The organism is Mycolicibacterium neworleansense (assembly GCF_001245615.1).
GTDB lineage: Bacteria > Actinomycetota > Actinomycetes > Mycobacteriales > Mycobacteriaceae > Mycobacterium > Mycobacterium neworleansense.
Genome location: NZ_CWKH01000002.1, coordinates 1,539,279 through 1,566,012 on the forward strand (window position 1 = coordinate 1,539,279; position 26,734 = coordinate 1,566,012).

Sequence of the window (26,734 nt, forward strand, 5' to 3'; positions counted from 1 at the left end):
CGCGAGTCGCATTGCAGCGATGGCTATTTCACCTCGCTTAATTGTCTGAGCACTCAAATATGGTCAGCCAGAATCGAATTCAGCAAAGTGCGTGGCGGTGAGTTTGCCGATCTGGAACACTGGCTCGAATGAGTAACGATGCCCTCCGGCATCAGATGACCGAGGTGCTTGCCTTGGTCCAAGAGCAGATGGCCGACATTGCTGCGGTGCAGCGCCAACAGGCGCAGCTGACCGCGAGCGCCGCCGCGGCCGACGGCTTGGTCGAGGTCACGGTCGACGCACGTGGTCATGTCATCGAGACCGTGATCGATGAGTCGTACCTCGAGGAGTTCGAACTCGACGAGCTCGGCGATCACGTCACGTCGGCCGCACAGTCCGCGGCGCAGCTCGTCGCTCAGCGGGCGGCTGCGCTGATGACGCCGATCGGGGAGCGGCGCCGGATGTTGCCGTCAATGTCCGAGATCGTCGATGGCGCGCCCGATCTGCGCGATCTGACCAGCGCCGTATTCGGCCATGAGGATCCGGACGTCCCACAGCGCGAACCCGAGGACGACGACCGGAACGGAACTGCGTTCCCCACCGTGAGGAGCTGAACCGATGGCTGACGAACTCGGTGTTGGACCATCTGAGCTGCGAGCGACGTCGAAGGATCTGAACGACGTCAGCGTCAGGATGAAGAACGTGCTGTCATCCCTGCAGGCCAACCTGGCCGCCGAAGGCGCCGCGTGGGGCGACGACAAGATGGGTGACGGATTCGCGAAAGGCAGTTCAGGGCATCTGGCGCAAAGGGATTGGGTCGACGGATCCGTGGCGGCCAAGACCGATCTGCTCGACTACTACTCGGATGGTTTGAAGGGCGCCGCGGACTCCTTCGAACACAACGACCAGGCGTAGGGCCAATACCATGGGGCGGCGCGCCGCATAGGACGGCTGCCGCACCGATTCGCTTATGGACATCGAGATCCCGCCCGACCTCCAATGGGTGTCATACCTCGCCGGTGGTGAGTGGCCGCAGGGCAGCGAAACCCGCACCCGCCGAATCGGCGAGCACTATCAAGCTGCGGCCGAGGCCATGCAGGAACTCATTCCGGAACTGAGCAGGGTTCGCGGAGAGACCATGTCGGTTCTGTTCGGTGACACTGCCGAGGCCGCGGAGCGCCAGTTCGCCATGCTGTTCGACGGCGACTACACGGTGGACAAACTCGCCGAGGGCGTCTCGGGAATGGGAGAGGGTGCCACCAACTTCGGCACCGAGATCGAATACAGCAAGCTCTCGATCATCGTCGGACTGGCATTGGCCGCCGCCGAGATCTCGTACTGCCTGTCAATGTCGGGTCCCACCTACGGGGCGTCGACCGCGGCGATACCGGTCATCGAGCAGACCACCGTCATCACGATCCGCCAGATCGTGCTGGCAGCGCTACGGCGCGTCGCCGCCAAGATGGGCGAACTGCTGACCAAGACGATGATGAAGAGGCTCCTGCACGAAACCGGGCAGGAAGCTGTCGAGGAGTTGGCGCAGGGCCTGCTCCAAGAGGGGATCGTCCAGGGCATCCAGGCCAACGAAGGGCACGCCGACTACCGTTGGGACCGGTTCAAGCAGACGGCGATTGCCTCGACGGTCGGTGGTGGCGCCGGTGGGGCGTCTGCGGTGCCCATGGGCCATGCGCTGGGACCGGCCCGCAACCGGATTTCCGCAGCGGGCAAGGGCGCAACGGTCATGTTCACCGCCGGGGTGGTCGGCAACGTGGCAGGCACCATGTCTGTCGGTGGCGAGTTCGACACATTGGCGATCCTCGCCGGTTCGACCTCGACCAGCATCGGCGGGCTCAAGGGCGCTGGACTCGGCCATCACCCCACCCAGAACAACACCAACCCGGCGGCGGCGTCATCGGAACCCGGTCCTACCGCGCCGACCGGAGAGCTGACCGGGCTCGACCCGGATGGTCCGTCCGATCTCCAGACCGCGGCAAAACCCGATGCCGACAGTGAAACCGCTCCTGCTGACGACAAGACCAGCAGTGCAGCGACAGCTCCCGCTGCCCCGAAGGCCGCGCCGTCGAACACCGCCAACAATGGATCGAAAAATGGGGTAGCACAACATGAGTCGGCGCCAAAGCAGAGCTCCGCGGGCAAGTCGAGCACCGAGGATCGTACGGGCGACGAACACAGGGCCGAGGAGGAAACGGCCGAATCGGATAACGACCAGTCGCAGGTCGACGACGACACACCGGCCACCGACAAGACCGATGCCACCGACAATGACCAGACGGCCGAACCGATCTCCGGTCACGACCAAGCTCAGCAAGGGCCCGAACCTGACACCGGCACGACCCAGAACGCGCAACTCTCGGAGGAACACGACAGCGCAGCAGCTCCGATGCCGGTGGCGCAGACTGCGGAGTCCCCGGTAACGACCGATACCGCACAGACCATCGATACCGCACAGGCCATCGATACCGGCCAGGCCACCGATTCGGTGCAGGCTGAGACCAGCCAACCAGACCTCGCTCAGCCCGACCCGGTTCAGGCTGAGACCGCGGCTCCGGTCCCGCAGGCAGGGCCGCCGACCACATCGCAGACGCCGGCATCCACCGGACGCACCGAGGCACAAACTGCGACTCCGGCCGCGAAGACGTCCACTCCTGATGTTCGCGAAGAGAATTCGAAGTCACCGACGCCGCAGGCACAGACGGACAAATCGACGCCGACATCCTCGGCGGTGAGTTCCGATGCGGCGGGCGTGCCAGCCGCGCGCGTTCAGGACACAGTCGCCACAGCCAACCAGGCCAGTTCGCAGCAGCAGGAAGTGCAGGCCCCGGCGGCCGACAGTCGGACCGAGGACTCCGACGATTGCGCGGACCGGGTTGCGCAGGCGTTGTCGGACAGGTATGGCCGCCAGATCCGCCTGGCGCCCTTCACATCAGCTCGCGGCAGGCCCGGCGTCCAATTGTTCGAGGCCACCGGTTCGGCAGCCCAGTTCGCGTCCTACGCCGATGTGAACAGTGTGCTGGGGCAGATGGCTCCCGGGTCGTCGGCTGTTCTGGTGTCCGCGTGGTCAGGCGGCCCGAACCAGGGTGGCCACGCCTACCTCGCCGTCAACGACAATGGACAGCTCTTCCTTGAGGATCCGAACACCGGGCGCCGTACTCCATGGCCGCCCGGATGGGGTCAAGACGCCGTATTGCGCACAGCCGTAGGCTATCTCGATCCGAACGGGCAAGCCGTCGACCCTTTTCAGGGCCGTCCGCAACAGTTGGTCGCCGCTGCCGCCGTCGGTGACGTGCAGGGTCATCCGCCACAGGGCGATCCGACTCCGGACGCGCACAACGACGGCGACACGTCGCCAGGCGAGCGGTGGCGCAATGTGGTGCCCCAGAGCATGGTGGCCGATTCCGCGTTGGCACGGCGTATCCCGCCGGTTCAGATCGACGGATTGCGCAACCCGCTGGGCCTGATGGAGGCGGCCGACGCCCGGGCACGCAGCAACGCCGCATGGTGGTCACAGCTGACCGGAGCAGAGCAGCTCGCCCTGATCGAGGCCTACCCTCAGCACATCGGCAACGCCGAAGGCATCCCGGCATCGGCCCGGCACAAGGCCAACACCATCTCGTTGAGCGAAAGCCGCAGCCAGCTGAAGTCGTTGCGGGACAGTGGGCATCGGCTCACGCGCAGTCAGAGCAAGTTGCTCGCCCGCCTCGATCAGATAGACGCCGCCCTGACCCGAGCCGGGCAGTTGGCCCAGCAGTCCGATCTCGGCGGTCCCCAACTCCTGTCGTTCGACCACACGGCATTCGGCGGTGACGGCCGCGCGGTGGTCAGCTTCGGCGCCGATCCCTACCGGGCGGATTCGGTGTCCTGGCATGTGCCAGGCCAGGGCATCACGATCGACCAGCTCGGCGCCTTCATGGGTGATGCGCTCAACCACCTGCAGTCGACCACCCAGGAGAATCCGGAGGTCAGCGCTGCCTCGATCGCATGGATCGGCTACGACACCCCGAGTGGTCTGAGCAGTTGGCGCGCTGCCGGTCAGACGCTCGCCCGCGAGGGTGGCGCGATCCTCTACAGCGATATCCGCGCGTTCAACGCTGCCCGCGACACCATGGCCGGCGACGGCAGCCATTTCAGCGGAAACCACGTATTCGCCCACTCTTACGGCACCACCGCGACCAGCTACGCGGGCCGCGACGGAAGACTGGCCAATGACGTTCGAACCATCTCTCTGATCGGCTCACCGGGCACCGGTCCGGTGCGTGCGGCGGCCGATTTCGGTATCGGAGACAACGTCTTCGTCGCCTCGTCCTCGCGGGATCCGTTCACCGCACTAGGTGGCCGCGACCCCGGTTCGGCCGGGCGCGTCTTCGGTCTCGGGCTCGGTGTCGATCCGGCCATGAATACTTTTGGTGGCCAACGCGTCACGGCTGAGTTCTCCTCGGACATGGACCGGGCCCGCAGCCGGGGCACCCACAACTCCTACTACCGCTACGCCGACCGCGCCGCCGGGGTACGCAGCGAATCACTGGCCAACTTCGGCCGGATCGCTGCCGGGCATGCCGATCGGATCGACACCGACCGGCATCGAACGGTCGATAGACAGCCGCGGAGATACTTCGGTACGCGGGAACGTACGGTGGAGCCCGCGGCAGGCAGGCCGCTGCGGCTCGACGGTGAGACCAGTACCCAGGGCGACCGCGAAACCCGCCGCCCATGGAATCCACGGTGGCAGTCCGAGGTGCAGGCCACCGGTGAACTGGACACTCGCACGAAGCGCGAGATCGCCAACGACGCGCTGGATGAGCTGGGCGTCAAGCCCAAGGACATCATGAGCCCGGCCGATCACCGGGTCTCGGTGGATCGCGCGGTGGATCGGGCGCGGACGAATGCGCACTGGTGGGCCGGGTTGTCGGACGCGCAGCGGCAGGCGTTGATCGAGACGTATCCGTTCGAGGTGGGTAACGCCGAGGGCATCCCGCCGATGGCGCGTCACCGGGCGAACTCGATCATGCTGGAGCGCAACGCCGCCCGGCGCGACCTGATGGTGTCGCAGCGTGACAACGGGATCGCCCTCACCGAAGCGCAGGAAAAGTTCATCAAGCTGATGGACGACATCGAGTCCGCGCTGCGCACCGCCGAGCGGAACGCCGTCCGGCACGGAATCGGCGGGCCGTACCTGCTGGCACTGGACCCGGACGCGTTCGGCGGGGTCGGCCGCGCGATCGTCAGTTTCGGCGCCGATCCGTATACCGCGCAGTCGGTGTCCTGGTACGTGCCGGGGATGACGACCACGATCGAGCGGCTCGGCACCATCATGCGCCGCGCGTTCAACCAGCTGCGCTCGACGCAGCAGGAGAACCCGGACCTGTCAGCAGCCTCGATCACCTACCTCGGCTACCAGCCCCCCGGCAGTTGGGATCCGCGGGTCGGGTTCCAGCGGATGGCACGGAATGGCGGGCAGATCTTCGCCAGCGATATCGCGTCGTTCAACGTCGGGCGGGATGTATTTACCGGGGATGGAAGCCATTTCAGTGGCAACCACGTGTTCGCGCACTCGTATGGGTCGACGACGGTCAGCCACGCGGGGCACGGCCGCCGACTGGCCGATCACGTGCAGACCATCACGCTGATCGGTTCGCCCGGGGCCGGGCCGTTGCGGACCGCGGCTGATTTCGGTATCGGGGACAACGTGTTTGTGGCGGCGTCGTCACGGGACCGCACCACCGGGCTCGGCGGTGAACATGCCGGCGACCGCGGCCGCACGATTCGGCGCATGGGTCAGGGCATCGATCCGGCGATGGATATCTTCGGCGCGCGCCGCATCACCTCGGAATTCCCGGTTGCCCTTGACCATCGGGGAGCCGGGTCGCGGATGACCCACAGCCTGTACTGGGCTTACATGGATCCCGGCACTTTGCAGGTGCGCAGCGAATCGCTGGCCAACTTCGGCAGAATCGCGGCCGGCCGCGCAGACCAGGTGCACACCGAAGGGCATCGCACCCTGCACCAACGAAACCGACGGCTGTTCGGTGGTACCCGGGAGCAGACAGTCGAACCCGCGACCGGACGTCCGTTACGGCTGACCGACGACCCGACCTCCAACCACTCGGTGGAGGGTCGGCACTTCTGGAATCCGCGCTTCCGGAATTCACCCGCCGAGGTCTCCGAAGCCCAGGTGCCCGTGGACAACACGACGGACGTCGCTCGCGCGGCGCAAGAACTGCCGGCAGCGGAGTCCAGCGATGTCGAACAGACGGCCGTGCCGGACCGGGTGGTGGCCGATGTGGCATTGGCGGAGAGAGGAATCAAAGCCGCTGATCTGATGAGCCCGGCCGATCACAAGGTGCCGGTGGATCAGGCGGTGGATCGGGCGCGGGCCAACGCGCATTGGTGGGCCGGGTTGTCGGAGACTCAGCAGCAGGCGTTGATCAAGACCTATCCCCATGAGGTGGGTAACGCCGAGGGCATTCCCCCGAAGGCCAGGCACGACGCGAATTCGAAGATGCTGCGCCGGTACCTGGACCACCGTGACCTCCTGTTGTCGCGCCGCGAGAACGGAGTTGCGCTCAACAAGTTCGAGTCGAACTACATCGATCTGATGCACGACATCGAGTCGGGTCTGCGTTCGGCGCAACGCAATGCCACCAGGCTCAACGTCGACGGACCGTTCCTTTTGGCACTGGATCCGCAGGCCTTCGGCGGGGTCGGGCGCGCGATCGTCAGCTTTGGTGCGGATCCGTATACCGCGCAGTCGGTCTCCTGGTACGTGCCGGGGATGACGACCACGATCGGCAAGCTGCGGGCGATGACCATGCGCGCGGCCAACCTCCTGCAGTCCACCCTGCAGGAGAACCCGGGCCTGTCTGCGGCCGCGATCACCTACATCGGCTACCAGGCCCCGGGCAGTTGGGATCCGCGGGTCGGATTCCAGCGGATGGCGCAGAACGGTGGACAGATCTTCGCCAGTGACATCGCCGCGTTCAACGTCGGACGGGACGTATTCACCGGCGACGGCAGTCATTTCAGCGGAAACCACATCTTTGCGCATTCCTACGGTTCAACGACGGTCAGTCACGCCGGGTACGGCCGCCGACTGGCCGGTCAGGTTGAGACCATCACGCTGATCGGTTCGCCCGGCGCGGGACCCCTGCGCACCGCGGCTGATTTCGGTATCGGGGACAACGTGTTCGTGGCGGCGTCCTCGCGGGACCGCACCACGGGGCTCGGGGGCGAGCGCCGGGGCGACCGCGGCCGCACGATTCGGCAGATGGGTCAGGGCATCGACCCGGCGATGGACATCTTCGAGGCCCGCCGGATCACCGCCGAATTCCCCGCGGCACGCGACCACATGGGGGCCGGGTCGCGGATGACCCACAGCCTGTACTGGTCCTACCTGGACCCGGGCACCCTCCAGATCCGCAGCGAATCGCTGACCAACTTCGGAAGGATCGCCGCCGGTCACGCGAACCAGGTCGACACCGAGGGCCGCCGCACCCTGGACGAACGCCGCCGGCCGTTGGTGGGCGGAATGCGACAGCAGACCGTAGAGCCGGCGCTCGGGCGCCCGCTGCAGCTGGCCGACGATCCTGGCGCCCATCACTCAGTGCATGGCCGCAACCGCTGGAACCCGAACTTCTTGCGCAGCACCAACTGCGCCTACGCCGTCGCCGAGGAGCTGTCGGTCCGCTACGGGCGTGACATCACCGTCGAGGCTCCGCTGTCGCCGCGAGGGGTGCCTGCCCGGAGCTTGTTCGAGGCGGTCGGGTCGGCCGCCCGGTTCAGTTCCTACGCCGAGGTCGAGGCCGCCCTTCGACGGTTGGGCCCGGGCTCGTCGGCAGTACTGGCGTCCCGTTGGCGCGGCCGGGGGCAGGGCGGCCACGCCTATCTCGCGGTCAACGACGGCGGCACCATCTACCTGCTCGACCCGCACAGCGGTCAACGCTCGGGATGGCCGCCGCACTGGGGCCGGGACGCGGTCGGACGCACCGCCGTCGGGTACCTCGATGCCGACGGCGTCGCCGTCAACCCGCTGGACGGCAATATCAGGAGGCAACTGCTCGACGCCGATGCCGTAGGACACGTGCAGGGTGACCACACCACAACCGCTGACGAGGCTATCGCGAAGGACGCCCTGAGACAGCGGACACCGGCAGTGCAGCCGGACGAACTGCGCAATCCGCTCGGGGTGCCCGAGGAGGCCGCTGCCCGTGCCCGAAACAACGCGACCTGGTGGGCCGGTTTGTCCGAGACTCAAAAGCAGGCACTGATCGAAACGTATCCCGAGCACATCGGAAACGCGGAAGGGATTCCGGCGGCAGCCCGTGATGCCGCCAATCGCAATGTCCTGCAGGAACTTCGCGATCGCGCGGACCTCGTCCAGACCAAGATCGACCAGTTCGAGCGGCCCTCCCGCGCTGAACGGAAGTTCCTGGCGAAGGTCAACCAGCTGGACCGCGCGCTGGACAAGGCCCGCGCCGACGCCGAACGCGCCGGGGAAGACGGCCCCCTGCTGCTGGCCTTCGACCCTCAGGAGTTCGGCGGTGACGGACGTGTCCTGCTGAGCTTCGGCCACGACCCGTACTCGGCGGACTCGGTGTCCTGGCACGTGCCCGGTGTGCAGACGACGATGCACTCGCTGCTCGGTTTCTACAGTCACTCGGCGCTCAACCATCTGCAGTCGGTGCGGGCGGAGAACCCCGGGCTCAAGGCCGCATCGATCGCGTGGATCGGATACGACGCGCCCAGCGGCCGGAAGATGTGGCGCGCTGCGGGCCACGGATTCGCGCGCACCGGTGGTGACATCCTCCACAGCGACATCACCGCGTTCAATGCGGTACACGAATCCAGCAGTAATGGAACGGTTTTCGCCGGCAATCACGTCTTCGGTTATTCGTACGGGTCGACCACGACGGGTTACGCCGGCCGTGACGGGCGGCTCGGGGATCACGTCAGCACCGTCACGCTGGTCGGGTCGCCTGGGGCCGGCCCGATCACCCACGCATCCGAATTCGGGCTCGGGGACAACGTCTTCGCGGCGTCCTCGTCGCGGGATGTGGTCACCGCGCTCGGCGGCCGCACACCTGAATCTTCCGGCCGGATTCTGGGCGTCGGTCTCGGTGTCGATCCGGCAATGCATGCCTTCGGGGCGGTGCGCGTGACCGCAGAGTTCCCGGCAGGGATGAATCACCTGCACACCGGTGGCACGCATCACGCCTACTTCCTGCACGCGAATTCGACGGGACGCAGCGAATCGCTGGTCAATCTAGGCCGGATCGCCGCGGGCCGTTCCGACCGGGTCGCGATCGAGCCGCACCGTACCGCCGAGGGCCGCCACACCGTGGAGCCCGCTGCCGGGTCCTCGGTGCGTCGAATCTGGAACTTGCCGTGGCGATCCGGCCAAAACTGCGCACAAGGAGTCGCGCAGGAGTTGTCGGCGATGTACGGCCGCGAAGTCCAGCTCGCCACGCAGCCGACGCGAACCGGCGTCCCAGCCCGCGCGTTGTTCGAAGCGGTCGGGACCGATGCGACATTCGCCACGTACGCCGAGGTCGAGCAGCGCCTGCGCGAACTCGGTGACGGAGCGTCGGCTGTCCTGGCGTCGCGGTGGAGCGGCGGGCGCGGTGGCGGGCATGCTTATCTCGCGGTGAACGTGGGCGGGGACATCCGGCTCGTCGATCCGCACCGGGGACGTTCGGGATGGCCGCCGCACTGGGGACAAGACGCGGTGAGCCGGACCGCGGTGGGGTACCTCGACCCCACCGGTAATCCGGTGGGGCGCAGCGCTGTCGACGCTCCGCTGAGGCTCACGGCCGCCGATGAGGTCGGCCATGTGCGCGGGCACCGAGACAATCCCGATTTCGGGCGGCGTCAAGCCGAATACCGTTCGCAGGATCCCGCCAACCGGCCGGTGGACAGCCGATACGCCCAGGCGTTGGACGAGGTCGTCGACAGCCGCGATCCGGGCGCGGTACGTCAACTGGCCCAGGATCTTTCGGGTAACTACGGACCGCACCGGGTCCAGCTCCAGGGCGAGATCGTCGGCGGCGAGGTCATCCTCACCGGCAAGATCTTCCACGGCGACACCGAGATCGGCACGGTCCAGCGCAGGTTCGAACGCGACAGCGACGGCAATCTCGTCGCCTATCACACCGGGCTGGTGATCAAAGAGGAGTTCGAGCACCTGCGTGGTCAGGGCTTCTCGAAGGCGGTGACTGCTGAGCTCGAGCGTTACTACGTGGACTCCGGCGTCGACCGGATCGAGCTGAAATCCCACGACACCGGAAGCAATGCGTGGGCGCGGAGAGGATTCACCTGGGATCCGGACCCCCGCCGGCTGGCCGAATCGCTCGGCAGCATCAAGAGCGCGGCCGGCCGGCTGGCGCCGAGGCTCAGCCCGGAGGGACGCGCTGCGCTGGCGGACATGGTGGCCCGGCTCGAACCCGGTCACCCACGTCTGCCGGAGCCTGTCGAGGTGGCCACCCTGGCCACTGCGGCCGAGCCGAAATTGGGCCGAGACCTGTTGCAGGACACCGGGGTCAACTTCGTCCGGCACATGCCCGTTGCCGAGGATCGGGTTCAGCCGGATACCGGATTGATCTCCCGGGTACAACGCTGGCTCGGACTTGGCGGACAGCAGTCCTCGACGCAGAACTGTGCGCACGGCGTTGCCGCGGAGCTGACGCAGCGGTATGAGCGGCCCTACCGAGTGGATGTACAGGCTTCGCGCACAGGCGTTCCGGCCTGGGCGCTGTTCCGGGCGGTCGGATCAACCGCCCAGTTCACGAGCTACGACGACGTGACCGCGACACTGCAAGATCTCGGCGACGGCTCGTCGGCGGTACTGGCGTCGCGCTGGGCCGGCGACCGTCAGGGCGGCCATGCATATCTCGCGGTCAACGACGGCGGTCAGATCTATCTGGTCGATCCACACACCGGAAAGCGGTCAGGATGGCCACCCCACTGGGGTCAGCAGGCGGTGGACCGCACCGCCGTCGGATATCTCGATGCCGACGGCGCTGCGGTTCGTCCGCTTCAGCAGGCGCCGCTGCACGTTTCGCTGGGTGTCGCCGACGGCATCGGGGACGTGCGGGGCCACGCCGCGGACAACGATTTCCCGGCCAGACAACAGGCGTACCGCGCCCAGGATCCGGCCACCAGGCAGGTGGACGCCACCTACGCCGAACCGCTCGGCGAAATCGTCGACAGTCTCGATGCCGCTCAGGTCCGCCAATTCGGCGACGACCTTTCGGGCGTCTATGGCCCGTACCGCCTCGACGTCTTCAGGGCCATAGCCGATCAGGACACCGGTGAGGTCATCATCGGCGGTCTGATCTTCAGCGGAGACCAGGAGGTCGGCTTCACCCAGCAGACCTACATCCGCGACCGTGACGGCAACCTGGTCGCCCAGCAGAATGTGGTGGACATTCCGGATCCGGCGTTCCGCGGCCAGGGCTTCTCCAAGGCCCTGCGAGCCCAGCTGGAGCCGTATTACGCAGCTTCTGGCGTCGACCGGGTCGAGCTGCGCACCGAGCAGGACGGCGGCTATGCGTGGGCCCGCCAGGGGTTCGGCTGGAACCCCGATCCGGCGAAGCTGCAGGCATCGTTGAACAACGTCAGGAATTCCGCTGTCCGACTGCGTGATCACGTCAGCCCGGAGGCGCAGGCGCTCCTCGATGACGTCATCGGGCGCCTGCACCCGGGCCGGTCCGACCTACCGGAACCCATCGATCTGGCAGCGCTCACCACAAGTCAGGAACCACATCTCGGCCGGGATCTGCTCACCGACACCTTCTGGAGCGGCGTCAAGTACTTCGGCGCCGCCGACGCGATCGGCGACGTGCAGGGCCTGCCCGAATACCGCGATCAGGATCCCGCCACCCGAACCGCTGACACCCGCTACGCTGAGCCGCTGGGTGACGTGATCACCGAGACCGGGGACCAGGTCCAAGCGCAGCGATTCGCCAAGGACCTGTCAGGCGCGTACGGACCGTACCGGGTGCAGTTCAAGGCGGAGGCACTGCCCAGCGCCGTCCAGCTGAATGGCGAGATCTTCCACGGAGACAAGCGGATCGGTGAGATCGAACGGATCTTCATCCGAGACGACACCGGACAACTGGTCGCGCACCACAACGAGATCAAGATCGAGAACAAGGAGCTGAGGGGGAAGGGCTTCTCCAAGGCGTTCCTGTCCGAGTTCGACCAGTACTACGCCCGCTCCGGGGTCGACCGCATCGAGCTGCTGGCTGTATGGGACGGCGCCTATGCCTGGGCCAGGCGAGGTTTCAGCTGGGATCTACGCACCGATGAGCTACAAGAATCGCTCGACTCGGTCAAGGTCGCCGCACAGCGGCTGCTGCGCTCGGCCAACAGCGAGGCCCGCGTCGTTCTCGAAGAGGTCATCGGGCGGCTGGAGCCAGGGCATCCCCGGTTGCCGGAGCCCGTGGACCTCGCGAACCTCACCGCACCCGGCCACCCCGAGCTGGGACGCGAGATGCTGCGCCGCACGTCCTGGTACGGGGTCAAGTACGTCGACGAGACGCCGCGTTACCGGTCGCCCGATGACGTGGAGCTCGCCGGATTCTGGGATCGGATCGGGCAATTGGATCAGGGAGCGCTGTCGGCCGAGGCGCTCGCCGATGCGGTCTATCGCTCGGTGGCGATGGATACGGTCACCGGTTTCTACGAAGGCCGAGTGTCGGGATTCAAGACCTCAGAGGTCCTCCGTGCGCAACAACACGTCGCCGACACAAACGACAGTGCGTTCTTCGTATCCGCCGATATCGCCAACCTGCGGGGCCTCAATCAAGCGTCGGCCGACCGGACGGAGGCGAACGCGCACTTCTCCGGTCTGTCGGCGGCATTCCTTGCCGCACTTGAGGAATCCGGAGCCGACGTGGTGCCGATGCGGATCGGTGGCGACGAGTTGGGCGCGGTCGTGGTCGGCGACATCGACGAGATGGCCATCGAATCGGCCATCGCCGAGGTCCGCGCCAGAGCACAGCAGTACGCACAGCAGCACGGTCTGGCTGACATCCCGCATCCGAAGCATCCGGGACAGCCCGAGTACAACGGAGTGGGACTACACGTTGGATATGCGGCGATTCAGCCCGATCTCGATGTGCGCGATATCTTCGATGACGCAGATCTCGGCGTGGACCGCAGCAAGACGAGGAGGTCGGATGTCACAGGAGGACCGCGACGAGCGGCTGGGGTTGACGGGTCTGAGCCCGGAGGAGAGGCAGCGCCGGGTCGAGGAGATGGAACGCGAACTGGCCCGCAAGCAGCGGGAGGTGAAGGCCAAGTTGCAGGCCGCGCGAGCGCGGAAGGCCAACCCGGACAACGGCTGAGCGACCGCACCCGTTATCAGCAGCCTGAAGAAGTCAAGCGGGACTCCTTTCTGGCCCGGGCGACCCAGCTCGGCGCCGAGGGCCGCAGCGGGCTTCAAGGCCTGTACGAACCGCTGGGGCGCGACGAGGTTTCGGGCTTCTATGACGGCCGAGCTTCGGAGTTCAAGACCGGCGAAGTCGCGCGGGCACGTCAGTGGGTCGCTGAGACCGGTGGATCCGGCGTTCTCATTTCGGCTCAGCTGGAGAACCTGTCCGGCCTCAATGCGCACGTTCAGAACCGCGCCGAGGTGGCCAACGCCCACTACCGGGCCATCACACAGATCTTCCGCACCGAAATCGAGGCGACGGGTGCAACGGTGGTCCCGATGCGCACCAGCGGCGATCGGTTCGACGCCGTGGTTATCGGCGCGGTCGATGTCACTGATATCGACGCTGCGCTCGCCCGGATCGACAGCCGCACCGCGGCCTACGCTCAGGCCGAAGGTCTGTCAGACATCACGAACCCGTCGAATGCCGGCCGGCCGGGCGTGCGGCTGTTCTTCGGATCCTCGGACCTCACGGTGCACGGCTCTGTCGACGAGGTGATCCAAGCCGCCGAGCGGCAGATGTTCGGCCGCCAGGACGCGGGGGACCCCCGGCGAGTACCAGAGCCCGATGTCGACATCCCCAGCCCGCGCCGGCCGCACACGGCAGCCGACTCGGTCGGCGATGTCCAGGGGCTTCCGAACGACAGCGAATTCGTGGCCCGGCAACAGGAATACCGGGACCAGGACCCCGTCACCAGGCAGGCGGACAGCCGTTACGCCGAACCGGTGGGCGACGTGGTGGACAATGCGTCCGACCCGCAGCGGGTGCAGCAGTTGGCCAAGGATCTCTCCGGGGTCTACGGCCCCTTCCGCGTCGAACTGCAGCGGGTTCCAGACGAGGCCACCGGTATCGCCGGGTACATCCGGAGCGACGGTAAACAAGTCGGAATCATCTACTGGTCGTATCACCGCGACGCTACGGGCAACCTGGTCGCCTTCCACGGGATGATCGAGATCACCAGTGCCTCCCATCGGGGCAAGGGATTCTCCAAAGCTCTGGCCAAACAGTTGGAGCCCTATTACGCGTACTCAGGCGTCGACCGGATCGAGATGGAAGCGGCCTGGGACGGCGCGTATGCCTGGGCCAGCTGGGGTTTCAGCTGGGCGCCGGACCCGGCGAAACTACAGGACTCGCTCAACAGCATCAAGAGCTCGGCCCAGAGGTTGCGGGCACAGGTCGGCCCCGAAGCGCAGGTCGTTCTCGATGAGGTCATACAGCGGCTGGACCCAGACCATCCGCGCCTACCAGAGCCCATCGATCTGGCACGTCTCACCGCTCCCGGTCATCCCGACCTGGGGCAGCGGCTACTCACCAACACCAACTGGCATGCCGTCAGATACCTCGACAACGATGGCCGCGAAGCTATCGGGGACGTACGAGGGCACCCGGGGGGTAATGAAACTCCGGCCGCGGCCGGCCAAGAGCTACCAGCACCGGCGCAGAACTGCGCACACGGTGTCGCCGACGCGCTGTCTGAACGGTATGGACGCGAATTCCGCGTTGCCGCAGAACCTTCCCGCACCGGGGTGCCGGCCCGGGCACTGTACGAGGCCGTCGGCTCGGCTTCGCGTTTTGCCACCTACGATCAGGTGGCAGAGACGTTGCGCCAACTCGGTGACGGCTCGTCGGCGGTCCTCGCCTCGAGGTGGCGCGGCGGGCGCAGCGGCGGCCACGCCTATCTGGCGGTCAACGACGGCGGAGAGATCTATCTGCTCGACCCGACGACCGGAGAGCGCACGGGCTGGCCGCCGCACTGGGGTCAGGCCGCGGTGGACCGCACCGCGGTGGGCTATCTCGACGCAGACGGTGATGCCGTCAACCCATTGCACGACGTTCCGCTTCGTCTCGGCACGGCAGAATCTGTCGGTGACGTCCAGGGCCTTCCAGCTGAAGCGTCATCCCCAGAGCAGATCGCCCGTGAGGCACTGGCGCAACGGAATCCGGCAGTAGAGGCCGCGGAGTTGGTCCGCCCCACCGGCGACGGGCCATTGGCGGTCGAACGTGCCCAGGCAAATGCGGTGTGGTGGAAGGGGCTGAGCGTCGATCAGCAGCAGGCGTTGATCGAGACGTACCCGGGGCAGATCGGCAACGCCGAAGGCATTCCGCCGATGACCGCCCATGAGGCGAACAGCCGTGCCATGCAGGATTGGCTGGCCAAGGGTCGTGAGATGCAGTCCAAACTGGACAACGGTGTCCGGTTGGGCTGGGAGAAGCACTTGGAGATGCTCCGCGCCAAGGCGGTCGGGGACGCTCTGGAACGGGCCACGCAGGCCGCGCGGCGCGCCGGTATCGACGGTCCCTACTTGCTGCGGTTCGACCCCGATGCACATCGCGGTGCCGGTGTCGCGGTCGTCGGATTCGGCGTCGACCCCTATCTTGCGGAAGCAGTTTCGTGGCACATCCCAGGTAGAGGCATGACTATCCAGGAACTCGGCCCGGCCATGGGATCGGCTCTCAACCATGCGATGTCGGTCGTGCTCGAGAGCCCCACCGCATCAGCGGCGTCGATGGCCTGGATCGGGTACGACACGATGGCCGACGATGCACCCCAGGCCGGCGGCGAGAACTTCCACAGCGACGTCAGCGGATTCAACGCCGCGCGCGACGCCTGGTCGGGCGGAGAGCGGTTCAGCAACAATCACGTCTTCGGGCATTGTCAGGGGTCAGCCGTCGCCGGTTACGCCGGCGAGGGAGGCCGATTGAGCGGTGAAGTCCGTACGGTCACCCTCTTCGGATCGCCCGGGCTGGGTCCGATGAACCACGCCGGGGAATTCGGGCGCGGAGTCGACGTCTACGTCGCGTCGTCGTCCACCGACGTGTTCACCTGGCGCGGGGGCGCCACGCCCGGCTCGACCGGAAGCCCAGACGGCGGTTACGGTGTCGACCCCGCGATGGATTTCTTTGGTGCACAACGAATCGCCGCGGAGTTTCCGCTGGTCGTGATGACCCAAGCGGGCGACTACGACATCCACAACTTCTATTACAAGTTCGTCGACAAGGCCGCTGGTGTGCGCAACGAGTCGCTCGCCAACTTCGGTCGGATCGCCACCGGGCACTCCGAGCGCGTCGGACTCGAAGGCCACCGCAGTGTGGTGTCGGAGGGGGGTCAGGAGACAAAGGTTCGGGATCCGGCCGCCGCGCGCTCGGTGCGACTCGAGGATCTGCGGTTGCCTGACGCGGACCCCGCGGACAATTGTGCCTACGGCGTCGCGCATGTGGTTTCGCAGCGGTACGGGCGGGACGTTCGAATCGACACTCCTGTCACCGCGACCGGGGTGCCGGCGCGTTCATTGTTCGAGGCGGTCGGATCGCGCGCCGATTTCGCAACCTATGCGGAGGTGTCCGACAGGTTGGCGCAGCTGGGCCCGGGCTCGTCGGCGGTGCTCACGTCTCGCTGGGCCGGTGTGCGGCAGGGCGGACATGCCTACCTCGCCGTCAATGACGGCGGTGAGATCTATCTGATCGACAGCCGCACCGGGCAGCGATCAGGCTGGCCGCCGCACTGGGGACAGACAGCCGTGGACCGCACCGCGGTGGGCTATCTGGATGAACACGGCCACGCGGTTGCTCCACTCGGCGATCCATCGTCACAGCTCGCACACGCAGATGACGTCGGCGATGTGCGGGGTCTGCCGGATCCGGAATTCCTTCAGAGACAACAGGAATATCGAGATCAGCGCTCCGACACCCGCGAGGTCGATGCCCGTTACGCCGAACCACTCGCAGAACTGGTGGACGACCCGGATCCTGCGCGCGGTCAACGGTTCGCCGATGACCTGTCGGGTGTGTACGGGCGTTTCCGAGTCGAGCTCGAGGCCTCGGCGGTACCGGGTAGCGACATGGTCGCTATATCGGGTGTGATCTTCGACGGTGACACCGAAGTCGGGGCGCTTGACTGGTCATTCAGCCGAGATGAGGACGGCAAACTGGTCGCGTACAACGGCCTGGTGAGCCTCGACGAGGAGTACCGGGGCCGCGGGTTCTCCAAGGCGGTGCTGGCCCAGTTCGAGCCGTACTTCGTCCGCAGCGGCGTCGACCGAATCGAACTGACTTCGGACTGGCAGGGCAGCAATGCCTGGGCGCGCCGCGGCTTCACCTGGGCACCCGATCTCTACCGCCTCCAAGGCGCGTTGGACCAGATCAAGATTCGCGCTCAGGATTTGCGGCAGCAGGTGAGCGCCGAGGGTGAGGTTGAGCTCGACGAGATGGTGGAGCGCTTGGAGATCGGTCACCCCAGGTTTCCTGAGCCCGTCGACCTGGCAATCCTGGCCACAGAGGAAGAGCCAGATCTGGGCCGTCAGCTACTCGAGAACACCTCGATCGACTTCGTAAAGTATCTGCCGTCGGCGCCCGTTGATCCGCTCGCCCCGTTGGGACTCCCACCCCATCAGCCGGGCACCCTGTCCGACGGACAGGCGATCACGGCATTCGCCGACGGCGAAGTCCGGCTGCGTGAGCTCAATGAAGAACTCGTTCGCAACGGTGCCACCGCAGAGGAACGTGCACGGCAACTGGCCGAGGCTCGGAATGTCCTGCGCTCGTGGGCATATGACTTGATGAGCAACCGCATTGCTGCTGAGTGGCTCTCGACCAACACGGCCAACCCGACATTCGATGAATTGGTTGCCCGCAATGAGGAGCGGGGCATGACCGGCGATGCGGTGTACGACGCGATCGTCGAGACCGCCACCCACAGCCGACTCGTCCCCGGCAGCCTCTCCGACATCGAGACCGGCGCGGTGTACTCGCAGTTCGAACTCGGAATGCGGGCGCTCAACGAGCAGATGATCCGCGACGAGGTCAGCGCCGAGGACCGGGCCAGGACCCTGTCCGGCCTGCGCAGCTCCCTGCGAGCCTGGACCCGTGAGCTGATGGAGAACCGGCCGGCCGCCGACTGGCTGTCTGCCAACGAGAGTGCGCCGACATTCGAGGATCTGACTGCCCGCTACGAGGCCAAGGGACTTACCGGCGACGACGTCTACCAAGCCATCATCGACGGCGCCACTCATAGCCATTACGCTGCTGGGACCCTGTCCGACGAAGAGACGCGCACCGTCTACACGACGTTCGAACTTCGGATGCGGGAGCTCCGGGAACAGCTGCTGCGGGACGGCGTCGGGGCCGAGGAGCGAGCCAGGATCTTGTACGGGATGCGGGCCACCATCCGCAGCTGGACCCGGTCTCTGATGGAGGACCGGCGACTGGCCGAATGGCTGAACGACAATGAACCCAACCCCACATTTGACGAGCTCGTGGCGAAAAACCGCGCGAAGGGACTGGAGGGGGACGAGATCTATGAGGCCATCGTTGCCAGCTCCACGCGCAGCCGTGGCAGTGTGAACGCAGAGCTCGGTATCGACCCCGACAACCCGCCCGAGTTGCCCCCGATGAGGGGCCCGACCGACCTGCCGCTCCCAGGTGCCGAGGAGGACAGCCCATGACCGAGGACCAGCGGTACACGCCGCTGCGCCACAACCAGTCCGGACTGCGCGGCAAGCGCGCCCGGGTGCTGGTCGAGGAGCCCACCGACGAGATCGACTGGCCGGCCAACCTCCCGGCCGGGATCAAGACGGTGATCATCGTCGATGATGCACCGAATCCTCACCACACCCTGCGGGTGCACCCGACCGATGATCCAGACCGGGTGGCCTTGGTGGTTTTCGACCAGTTGGCGCTGTACGACGGCGAAGAGGAGTAGGCATGGACCCGCGACGGATTGAGCTCAACCGCAAGCACAGCAGGGAGATGGGTGCGCTGTTCAACCAGTTCCTCGATCTTCATCCGACCATCGAGTCCGAGGTCAACGGTGCCCAGATGACGCCGGAGCAGGACGCGGCGTGGACCACCTTCAGCGCCCAGTTGCTGGCCCGTCAACAGGCGGAGCGCTCCGCGCTCGCCGATGTCATCGAAGCTGAACGAGAGGGAAAGTAGACGCAATGGAAGCGGCACAGGCAATCTCGTTGGTGACTGACTGGATCAGGTCGCGGGGGCTCGACTACCCGACTGAGGGTTTGGCGGCCGATCGCTTCGACTCCGGATGGAGTGTGTACGCGCCGGTCGAGGTCGACGAAAGCGACCCGATGGCTTTCCTGGACATTCCGGTGGGACGGTCGACCTTCCTGGTCGGCGACTCAGGTCGCATCGAAGAGGTGTCCTCCTCGATCCCGCCCCAGCAGGCCCGCGACCAGTTCAGCGCCACAGAGCGCACCGCGGCTCCGGCCTCCGGCCTTGCCGACGAGGCCGCCTTCATGGCGGAGTTCGAGAAGCAGTTCAACACGGCAGCCGGTGATGGTCCGGCCGCGATCGCAGATTTCACCCTCGTCGACCCGCCACAGCCGGAGTCGCCGTCTGCCGCAGGCGCTCCCTCGGGGGATGAAGCCGTCGCCGAGGAGGCCTCGCGACTGCTGGAGCCCATCGCCCAGCAACTGGCCTCGCTCGGCCCCGCGGGCTGGGAGGAATACACCGCCGAATTTGCCTTCACGGTGTCTTCACAGATCGCGCAGCTGCAGTTCTATGCGGCCGACCGGGCAGGCCTGGTACCGGTGCCGCAGGCGATCGCCGAGTTGGTGCAAAGGCAACGTGAGGTCTCGGCGCGCATGAGTGCCGGTCCTTGGTGGCGGCTGCTGCTGAACGTCACCAACCGCGGCGAGATGGCGGTCAACTATGACTACGGCGACGAGCCGTTCCCCGAGGACCAATTGGTCACCCCGGAGTACTACCGCGACGATCTGGAAGCCTATCCACGGAGCCACCTGCCGGTCTGGCTCGCCGCATATGTCGCCGGGCCCGAGGCACAGGGGCGAGATCCGCGCACCGCCGCCCAGGCGGCCGCCGCGGACAGTGCCGCCGGGCGCACCGCGGTCGCCACTGACGAGATCCCCCCGCTGCCCGAGCTGCTCGCCCGTTGGGCGACGCTGTCGGCCGCCTATGCCGGCGCCGGATCGGACTGGGGACCACGGATCTTTCCTGGCTACGCTTGGTTCGAAAGTGACCGCCGCAGCGGAGCCACGTTGTACCTGCTGCCCGGTGACCGAGCGGTGCTCTCAGGTGGGAAGTGGAACTCCGCACTGCTCGATGCCGCTTACAACGGTGGGAAGCCGCTGCCGGATCTGTACTCCGGGGCGCCCGCCTGGGTGAACGACAGCGTGCTGAACACCCGAAACCGCAACGGCTTGTTGAGCTTCTGCTTCTGGTGGGCCAACGGCCGGTGGTATCGCGGAGGCAGCGACACCTCCGGCGAGCTCGAAGCGGCGCTGCCCGCGATCTGGACTCCGGACGCGACTGCTGCGGCGATGGCAGCTCAAACCGGTTCGGTCGCAACGGATCAATGCCGCGCCCTGTTGGCCGCCGCGACCAGGGGAAGCGTGAGCTTCGATGATGTGTCCCCGCTGTTCGCCGACCTGCCGGAAGCCGAGTTGGATGTTGCGGTAAACCAACTCAGTCTGGCCGGATTGCTCGCCGGATGATGTCTTAATACATTGGGGTGCAACAACTTCGGCCTGGTCAACAACGAACTGGCCGGTAGCTGAACTCTTGGCGAACAAGGCTGCGCCGAATGGCGCAAGCCGATAGCGGGCCATAGCGTCGATCAAGATGCTGCATGGAACATTTCGCCGATGGGGGTACGCGTGACCCTGCAGATACCCGCGGCGCTCCAATGGGTCTCCTACCTGGTCGGCTCGCAATGGCCGAAAGGCGACGAGGACGCCATGTACCGCATCGGCGGGGAATGGGGGGACCGCGCCGAACAATTGAGGGCGCTGATACCCGAACTGAACCGCATGCGGGCGAGCACCAGTGCTGTCCTGCAGGGTGTGACCGCCGGCGCCGCCGACGGGCAGTTCGCGTTGTTGTTCGACGGTGACGCATCCGTCGACAAGCTCGCCGATGCGATGGCCGCGCTCGGCACGCTGTCCGAAAGCACCGGCAAGAACATCGAATACACCAAGTTGCAGATCCTGACATCGCTGGCGATCGCAGCCTTCGAGATCTCGTGGGCTCTGGCTCAGACCTCGGTGACCTTCGGTGCATCGGCGGCCCAGATCCCCCTCATCGAGGGGACTACCACCGCAGCCATCCGTCAGATGGTGGCGGTCCTGCTCAAAGATGTCATGACCGACCTTGGCAAGGCCATGACGAAGACGACGGTGCATCGGATCATCAAGAAGTCCGGCGTCGAGGCGGCCGAGGCCCTTGGGCAGGAGCTGTTCATTCAGGGCGTGCAACAGTCCAAGGGCCATCAGAACGGGGTCGACTGGAACCGCCTGGGAACCGTCGCAGTGGCCAACTCCGTCGGCGGCGCCGCCCAGGGCACGGTCAGCATCTACGGTCAGCGAGCCCTTGGCAATTCGGCTCTCAAGGGTGCGGCCGTCGGATACGTCGCCGGCATGTCCAAGAAGGTGACCGGTGCCCTGGCCACCGGTCAGGCCATCGATCCCGTATCCGTACTCGGATCGGTGCCCACGGCCGTCACCGGCGGGGTGCGGGGTAGAGCGGCGGCGCACAGCACCAAGGCGTCGACTGCGGACGGCGGCGGTGCCGCCGCGGCCGGCGGGGGAGACGGGGACTAGACGTGGACAACGACGCTGCTCGGCATGAGCTGATCGATGCGCTGGCCCTCGTACAGGAGCAGTTCGCCGATCTCGCTGTGGTCGAACAGGAGCGAGCAGCGTTGTCGGCCACAGCCGCCAGCGCCGACGGGACCGTCACGGTGACCGTGGACTCCGATGGTGTGGTCATCCAGACGGCGGTCAGCGAATCCTATTTGGATGAACATGATCTGGCAGATCTCGGATGGCACATCACCGCCGCGGCCCAGGACGCCGTCCACGCCGTCCAGTTGATGGTGGCGGAACTCCTTGCCCCGCTGGCGCAGCGGCGTGAGCAGATGCCCTCGCTGTCGGACATCGTCGAGGGCGCCCCTGACATCAGAGACCTGCTGTCGACCGTGGCGCCGATTCCGCACACCGAAGGCGAAGAAGAGCCAGACGACTATCCCACCGTGAGGAGTGCGCGATGACCGTACCGCTGGGCGTTACGCCGGCCGACCTGCGGGGCACCGCACGATATCTGGCCTATGTCAGTAACGACATGAAAGCCGTCCAGTCGGCGCTGATGCAGATGCTCAGCGGTGAAGGCGAAGCGTGGGGGCACGACAAGATCGGCAAGCAGTTCGCCGACGGCGCCAAAGGCTATAAGGCACAACGGGACTGGGTTGACGGGTCGATCACCGCGAAGACCGACCTACTCGACTACTACGCCGCCGGCCTGCACATCACCGCAGACGCTCTGGAACAACAAGACAAGCCCTGACGCTTCACTCCGAGCGCCCCGGCGCGAACTGTTGTCCACGGGCCGGACGCGCCGGTCCGGTCTGGACAGCCGAATCGGGCTGCCAGGTGGTGCCGCGCTGCGGAATGCGGCGCCGGGGCTCTTGGCTGTCGGCCGGCATTCTCTCCTGCTGCTCGGCTTCCTCGTCGGCGCCGACCACCGGTACCGCTGCCTCGGCGTCCCCGATGACGTCTTTGCCGTTCTTCTTGCGCCGCAAAGCCTTGTTGACCTGGTGGCCCTTCCCGTTCTGATCGCCCCGCTGGCCCGCGGCTGGGGCGCCCGCACCCGGGCTGCCCGCTCCGGCGCCAAGGCCGGCTCCGGCCCCGGCCGCCCCGGCAGGCATCTTCGCCGCTGCGGTTGCGGGCGTTCCCGTCGCAAGTCCGCTCGGCATGCCGCGCAACGGAACCCCGCCACCGGCACCGCCTGCGCCCTTGCCCGCACCGGCACCGCCGAGTCCCTGTGGCCCCAGGCCGAGTACACCCTCGGGCGGGCCTCCCAGGCCCTGTCCCAGCGGGTTCTGCCCGGCCGCATTCTTGGCGGCATCCATCGCCTGGCCGATCGCGTCCTTGGCGGCGTTGGTCGCCGTGTCGATCGCCGACTTGACCGGATCCTTGAGACTGTCGAGGGCATCCTTGGTGGGATCGGTCGTGGAATCCTTTTGGTCGATCGGCTTTTGGTCGATTGGTTTGTATTTCTCGAAGTCGGTCGGTTTGTCGGTTTTCAGCTTGTCGAAGGCCGACTTGTCGAAAGGCTTGGTGCCTCCACCGCCACCCGGGGTGAACGGCTTGCCACCGCCGCCGGGACCGGTTGGGTCGCCGCCCGGACCCCCGGGGCCGGTGGGATCCCCGTACTTCATGTTCGGCGGGGTCGGCAGGTTGGGGAAGTTCTTCGTGACCGCCTCGACGGTCGGGTTGTAGATGTTCTGAAACAGCTGGACTGCCTTCTGGTAGGCGTCGATGGAGCGGTTGATCTCGTCCAGCTGCTTGAGTGCGTCGGCCGCGGTCACGTATCCGTCATCGTTGTTGCGCAGGTAGCCACTGCCGTCGATGTGGTACTTGGAATTGAAATCGGCGATCTTCGCGTCGAGCTTCGCCTTGTCGAAATCACCATCTTCGATCAACTGGTCGTTGGCATAGGTCGGGAACTGGTCCCGAAGGCTGGTGAACGCATCGTGGAGCACGGTGAGCCGGTCGGCTATCGCGTCGGAAGCCAAGGTGAAATCGTAGATCGAGGTCTTGGTCACCTGCTTGGACGCCGCTTCGGCTGCTGCTGCACTGTCACCGGACCACTTTCCCTCGATCGTCTTGTTGACGGTCTCCTTGAAATCCTTGGAGGTCGTCTTCAGAGTCTCGCCGTGTTCCGTCCAGTCCTTGCCCAGCTGTTCAATCTTGCCCGGATTCAGCGAATCCCTCTCCTTGCGCATGAAGATGAAGGATTTGCCCTCCCAGTTCAGCGACTCGGGACCGGAGAGTTTGTCCTGCACCTCCAGATACGTGCTGTTGTCCGATATCAATCCTGGGACTTCGCCGAGGAGATCGCTGTTCGGCTGGTACTTGGCGACCTTGTTCTCATCCTGCAAATCCGAGTCCAGTTGGATGAACTTGCCATCCTCGCCGATCAGCGCAGCGCGTTTGGGGTAGTTGGAATTGGTGACGAAGGCGTTGTCATAGATGGCGCCACTTTTGCCCTCTTCGTTGGTGCTCGTGCCCAGCGTGGCGCCGAGGTGATTGCCGAAGCCGCTCATAGTGTTTCTACGCCGTCCCGTTGGTACTGTGGCTAGTCGTTCTCGGCGGTCCGCATGGCTTCCGCCGCGTCGCGTGCAGTCTTGACGAAGCCCTGCGTCTGCGTCAACTGCTCCTTCAGATAATCGGTCAATTGCTTGCCGCGGTCATCGAATACCTTCTGAACAAGAACTGCCAGAGGGTTTTCCGGCGTCCCGAAGTATCCCGTCGTCTCATCGAGCGAATCACCGATGAGGGTCTCAAGGCTTTCCTCATACGGCTCGAACACCCGGTTTACTTCCGAGATGACAGTCGGGTCGAGATAGAGCTTCTTGTTGACGGCGTCGGCGTCCAGGCCGCCCCATGGGTTGGTCATGATTCTCCTCTGCGGTGATCGGTCATGCGAAACTCGGTGTCACGCCGGCATATTGAATGGCAGGGTCACCTCTTTCTCAATCCGCAGGAGGACGGCAGCGCAGTTGACGAAATTCCCGGCTGCGAACAGCAGCACCAGGTCTCCCACCTTGGCGATCTTGTTGTTCGTCAGATAGGCGAGGTTCACCCCGAAATCCGAGACGGTCAGATGCCCGAATTGTGCGGCGAACTCGTATAGGCCGGGCGCGGGCTGCAGGAACGTCTGTTTGGCGAGCATGTCGGTGACGTAGCTCGGTTCGATGAAGGACGGGGCGAACCAATCGATGTCGTCGGGCTTCAGGCCCGCGCGTTCATAGCATTCCGTCACGGTTCTGACGGCAACCCGAAAGCTGGCTATTGCGTTGTCCCTCACCGTGCCCGGACCGCGGCGGTCATAGTTCTCCCACCGGTCGATCCAATCTGCCAACGTCGGGAACGTCGGATCGTCGATGGCGCCGTCGGGCCTGCCGTGCATCATGCCTTCAGACGGATTGTGCGAGCGTGCGGCGGCAGACACGATTCGCGCGAACCCGTCCGTGCGGTTCAGGAGCGCGCAGAAACCGCTGTCGCCCAGCAGCGAACCCTCGGTGGCGGGACTGGCCGCATACTCGTGCCGGTCGAAGTAGAAGATGCTGTCGCCGCCGGTCACCATCGCATAGTCGCCGGCCCAGCCCGCCTGCAGCACAGCATCGGCGAGCATCACGCCGTACAGGCCACCCGAGCAGAACTGACGGATCTCCGTCGCCGAACCAGCGGAGGTCCTGCCCAACACGGACTGCTGGATCGAGTTCTGGATCGGCCAGAAATGTTCGCCCTGATACAGGGTGCCGCAATGAAAAGATGCCGCCATGCTGTCCGCTGCCGCCGACAGCGCGGAACCGTCGATCCGACGCGCTGCGTTCTCCACCATCTCGTGGACCGACTGCATCTCCGATGCTGCCGTCGCGAGATGTTTCGGGCGGCCCTGACTGTCCGTGCCCTCGGGCACGTACACGGAAACGGTGTCAAGGTAGGGCATCGAACTCCCGGTCCGCCTGTGCGGCAGAGAGCTTCTCCGCCAGCGCTTCTGATTGCCGCTTCTCGATCTTCTTGAAGACCTGCATGAGATTGGGGACCGTCGCCGGGATGATCTGAAATGCCTTCGTGCCCTCGTTCACCACGTAGGCACCGTCGTCGGCGACGTTGATCAGGGTCAGGTGGTCGGCGTTGAGGAGTTGGTAGTCCATGGTGAACTCGGGCGAGCCGCTGAGCACAATCGATCCGGTGATCTTCGCGTCCCGCAGGGCCGAGGCGGGCGTCTCGTCCTCGAGCAGCTCTTCCTTGCGAGGCCGGGTGCCGGGCTGGTATGCCGGGAGCGCTTCCAGGACGACCTGGGGGAAGTCGATGTTCACGCAGCCGATGATCTGAACGTCTTCGCCGAAGATGAGTTGCTCGCTGGGGTCCTGCGTGATGACCGCGCAATAACCCGTCGTGCCGATCACGCCGAGCAGCCGATAGACCTCGCCGGACTCGATCTGGCCGAATCCCTGCAGGAGGTATGCCGGGTACCGCAACGCCTCAAGGATACGAACCCGATTCGGGTTCAGGCTGGCCCGCAACCGAGCCAGCACGGTGGCGCGATCGGCCTCGACCTCGGACATGTAGGTCCGCCCGCGGTGGCGGTAGGACAGCGGGGACGGCAGATTGTCGAGGCCCAGTGCCTCCCAGACACAGCGGAACGCGAAACCGCTCATGAACCATGGTTCGACGTCATGGCGCAGCGGGGCCACGTTGTCGGTGATCATGGTGAGCCCCTTCCTCTCTGGCAGCCGGCAACGAACGCATAAGCGGGCTCGGTCGCGA

Annotated in this window: 13 protein-coding genes; 9 read left to right on the plus strand and 4 right to left on the minus strand. The window is 65.9% G+C overall.

Features of this window, described 5'->3' with window-relative positions; genetic code table 11:
* Positions 1–128 precede the first annotated feature (128 nt).
* The 9 genes from BN2156_RS23060 to BN2156_RS23100 all read left to right on the plus strand — a co-directional run bounded on the left by BN2156_RS23060 (position 129) and on the right by BN2156_RS23100 (position 22,739).
* Positions 129–593, plus strand: a complete 465-nt coding sequence (locus BN2156_RS23060; RefSeq protein ID WP_090517177.1) for a YbaB/EbfC family nucleoid-associated protein — start codon at positions 129–131, stop codon at positions 591–593.
* Between the two features lie 4 nt (positions 594–597).
* The gene (locus tag BN2156_RS23065; RefSeq protein ID WP_090517178.1) at positions 598–894 is read left to right on the plus strand and encodes a hypothetical protein; all 297 of its coding nucleotides are present in this window, start codon (positions 598–600) and stop codon (positions 892–894) included.
* Between the two features lie 55 nt (positions 895–949).
* Positions 950–18,868: a toxin glutamine deamidase domain-containing protein gene (locus BN2156_RS23070; protein WP_090517179.1), complete on the plus strand. Its 17,919-nt coding sequence runs from the start codon at positions 950–952 to the stop codon at positions 18,866–18,868.
* Complete coding sequence (locus tag BN2156_RS23075; protein ID WP_090517180.1) at positions 18,865–19,125, plus strand: DUF7161 family protein; 261 nt, start codon at positions 18,865–18,867, stop codon at positions 19,123–19,125. The genes BN2156_RS23070 and BN2156_RS23075 overlap by 4 nt, the downstream gene beginning before the upstream one ends.
* 2 nt (positions 19,126–19,127) lie before the next feature.
* Positions 19,128–19,358 carry a hypothetical protein gene (locus BN2156_RS23080; protein WP_090517181.1) on the plus strand — a complete coding sequence of 77 codons (231 nt, stop codon included), beginning with the start codon at positions 19,128–19,130 and terminating at the stop codon, positions 19,356–19,358.
* Between the two features lie 32 nt (positions 19,359–19,390).
* The gene (locus BN2156_RS23085) at positions 19,391–20,893 is read left to right on the plus strand and encodes a hypothetical protein (protein ID WP_131725196.1); all 1,503 of its coding nucleotides are present in this window, start codon (positions 19,391–19,393) and stop codon (positions 20,891–20,893) included.
* 150 nt (positions 20,894–21,043) lie between these two features.
* Positions 21,044–21,997 (plus strand): WXG100-like domain-containing protein, encoded by a 954-nt coding sequence (locus tag BN2156_RS23090; protein WP_090517183.1) that lies wholly within the window; start codon positions 21,044–21,046, stop codon positions 21,995–21,997.
* Positions 21,998–21,999: 2 nt separating this feature from the next.
* Positions 22,000–22,446, plus strand: coding sequence for a YbaB/EbfC family nucleoid-associated protein (locus tag BN2156_RS23095; RefSeq protein WP_090517184.1), 447 nt, complete (start codon positions 22,000–22,002; stop codon positions 22,444–22,446).
* Positions 22,443–22,739: a hypothetical protein gene (locus tag BN2156_RS23100; protein ID WP_090517185.1), complete on the plus strand. Its 297-nt coding sequence runs from the start codon at positions 22,443–22,445 to the stop codon at positions 22,737–22,739. The genes BN2156_RS23095 and BN2156_RS23100 overlap by 4 nt, the downstream gene beginning before the upstream one ends.
* 4 nt (positions 22,740–22,743) lie before the next feature.
* Here the strand turns inward: BN2156_RS23100 and BN2156_RS23105 are convergent, their stop codons facing one another.
* From BN2156_RS23105 to BN2156_RS23120, 4 genes are read right to left on the minus strand one after another with little or no spacing between them, the layout of a single operon-like run.
* A complete protein-coding gene (locus BN2156_RS23105; RefSeq protein WP_090517186.1) occupies positions 22,744–24,501 on the minus strand; it encodes a hypothetical protein in 1,758 nt (585 codons plus the stop codon).
* 32 nt (positions 24,502–24,533) lie between these two features.
* A complete protein-coding gene (locus tag BN2156_RS23110) occupies positions 24,534–24,854 on the minus strand; it encodes a hypothetical protein (protein WP_090517187.1) in 321 nt (106 codons plus the stop codon).
* A 39-nt stretch (positions 24,855–24,893) separates the two neighbouring features.
* The gene (locus tag BN2156_RS23115; protein WP_159402864.1) at positions 24,894–25,886 is read right to left on the minus strand and encodes a 3-oxoacyl-[acyl-carrier-protein] synthase III C-terminal domain-containing protein; all 993 of its coding nucleotides are present in this window, start codon (positions 25,884–25,886) and stop codon (positions 24,894–24,896) included.
* A 10-nt stretch (positions 25,887–25,896) separates the two neighbouring features.
* Complete coding sequence (locus tag BN2156_RS23120; protein ID WP_090517189.1) at positions 25,897–26,676, minus strand: ESX secretion-associated protein EspG; 780 nt, start codon at positions 26,674–26,676, stop codon at positions 25,897–25,899.
* Between the last annotated feature and the right edge of the window lie 58 nt (positions 26,677–26,734).

Excerpts from the sequence above, each read along its gene's own strand:
- BN2156_RS23105 (WP_090517186.1), bottom strand. The coding sequence starts at position 24,501 with ATGAGCGGCTTCGGCAATCACCTCGGCGCCACGCTGGGCACGAGCACC.
- BN2156_RS23120 (WP_090517189.1), bottom strand. The coding sequence starts at position 26,676 with ATGATCACCGACAACGTGGCCCCGCTGCGCCATGACGTCGAACCATGG.
- BN2156_RS23065 (WP_090517178.1), top strand. The coding sequence starts at position 598 with ATGGCTGACGAACTCGGTGTTGGACCATCTGAGCTGCGAGCGACGTCG.
- BN2156_RS23060 (WP_090517177.1), top strand. The coding sequence starts at position 129 with ATGAGTAACGATGCCCTCCGGCATCAGATGACCGAGGTGCTTGCCTTG.
- BN2156_RS23090 (WP_090517183.1), top strand. The coding sequence starts at position 21,044 with ATGGGGGTACGCGTGACCCTGCAGATACCCGCGGCGCTCCAATGGGTC.
- BN2156_RS23110 (WP_090517187.1), bottom strand. The coding sequence starts at position 24,854 with ATGACCAACCCATGGGGCGGCCTGGACGCCGACGCCGTCAACAAGAAG.
- BN2156_RS23100 (WP_090517185.1), top strand. The coding sequence starts at position 22,443 with ATGACCGTACCGCTGGGCGTTACGCCGGCCGACCTGCGGGGCACCGCA.
- BN2156_RS23070 (WP_090517179.1), top strand. The coding sequence starts at position 950 with ATGGACATCGAGATCCCGCCCGACCTCCAATGGGTGTCATACCTCGCC.
- BN2156_RS23075 (WP_090517180.1), top strand. The coding sequence starts at position 18,865 with ATGACCGAGGACCAGCGGTACACGCCGCTGCGCCACAACCAGTCCGGA.
- BN2156_RS23080 (WP_090517181.1), top strand. The coding sequence starts at position 19,128 with ATGGACCCGCGACGGATTGAGCTCAACCGCAAGCACAGCAGGGAGATG.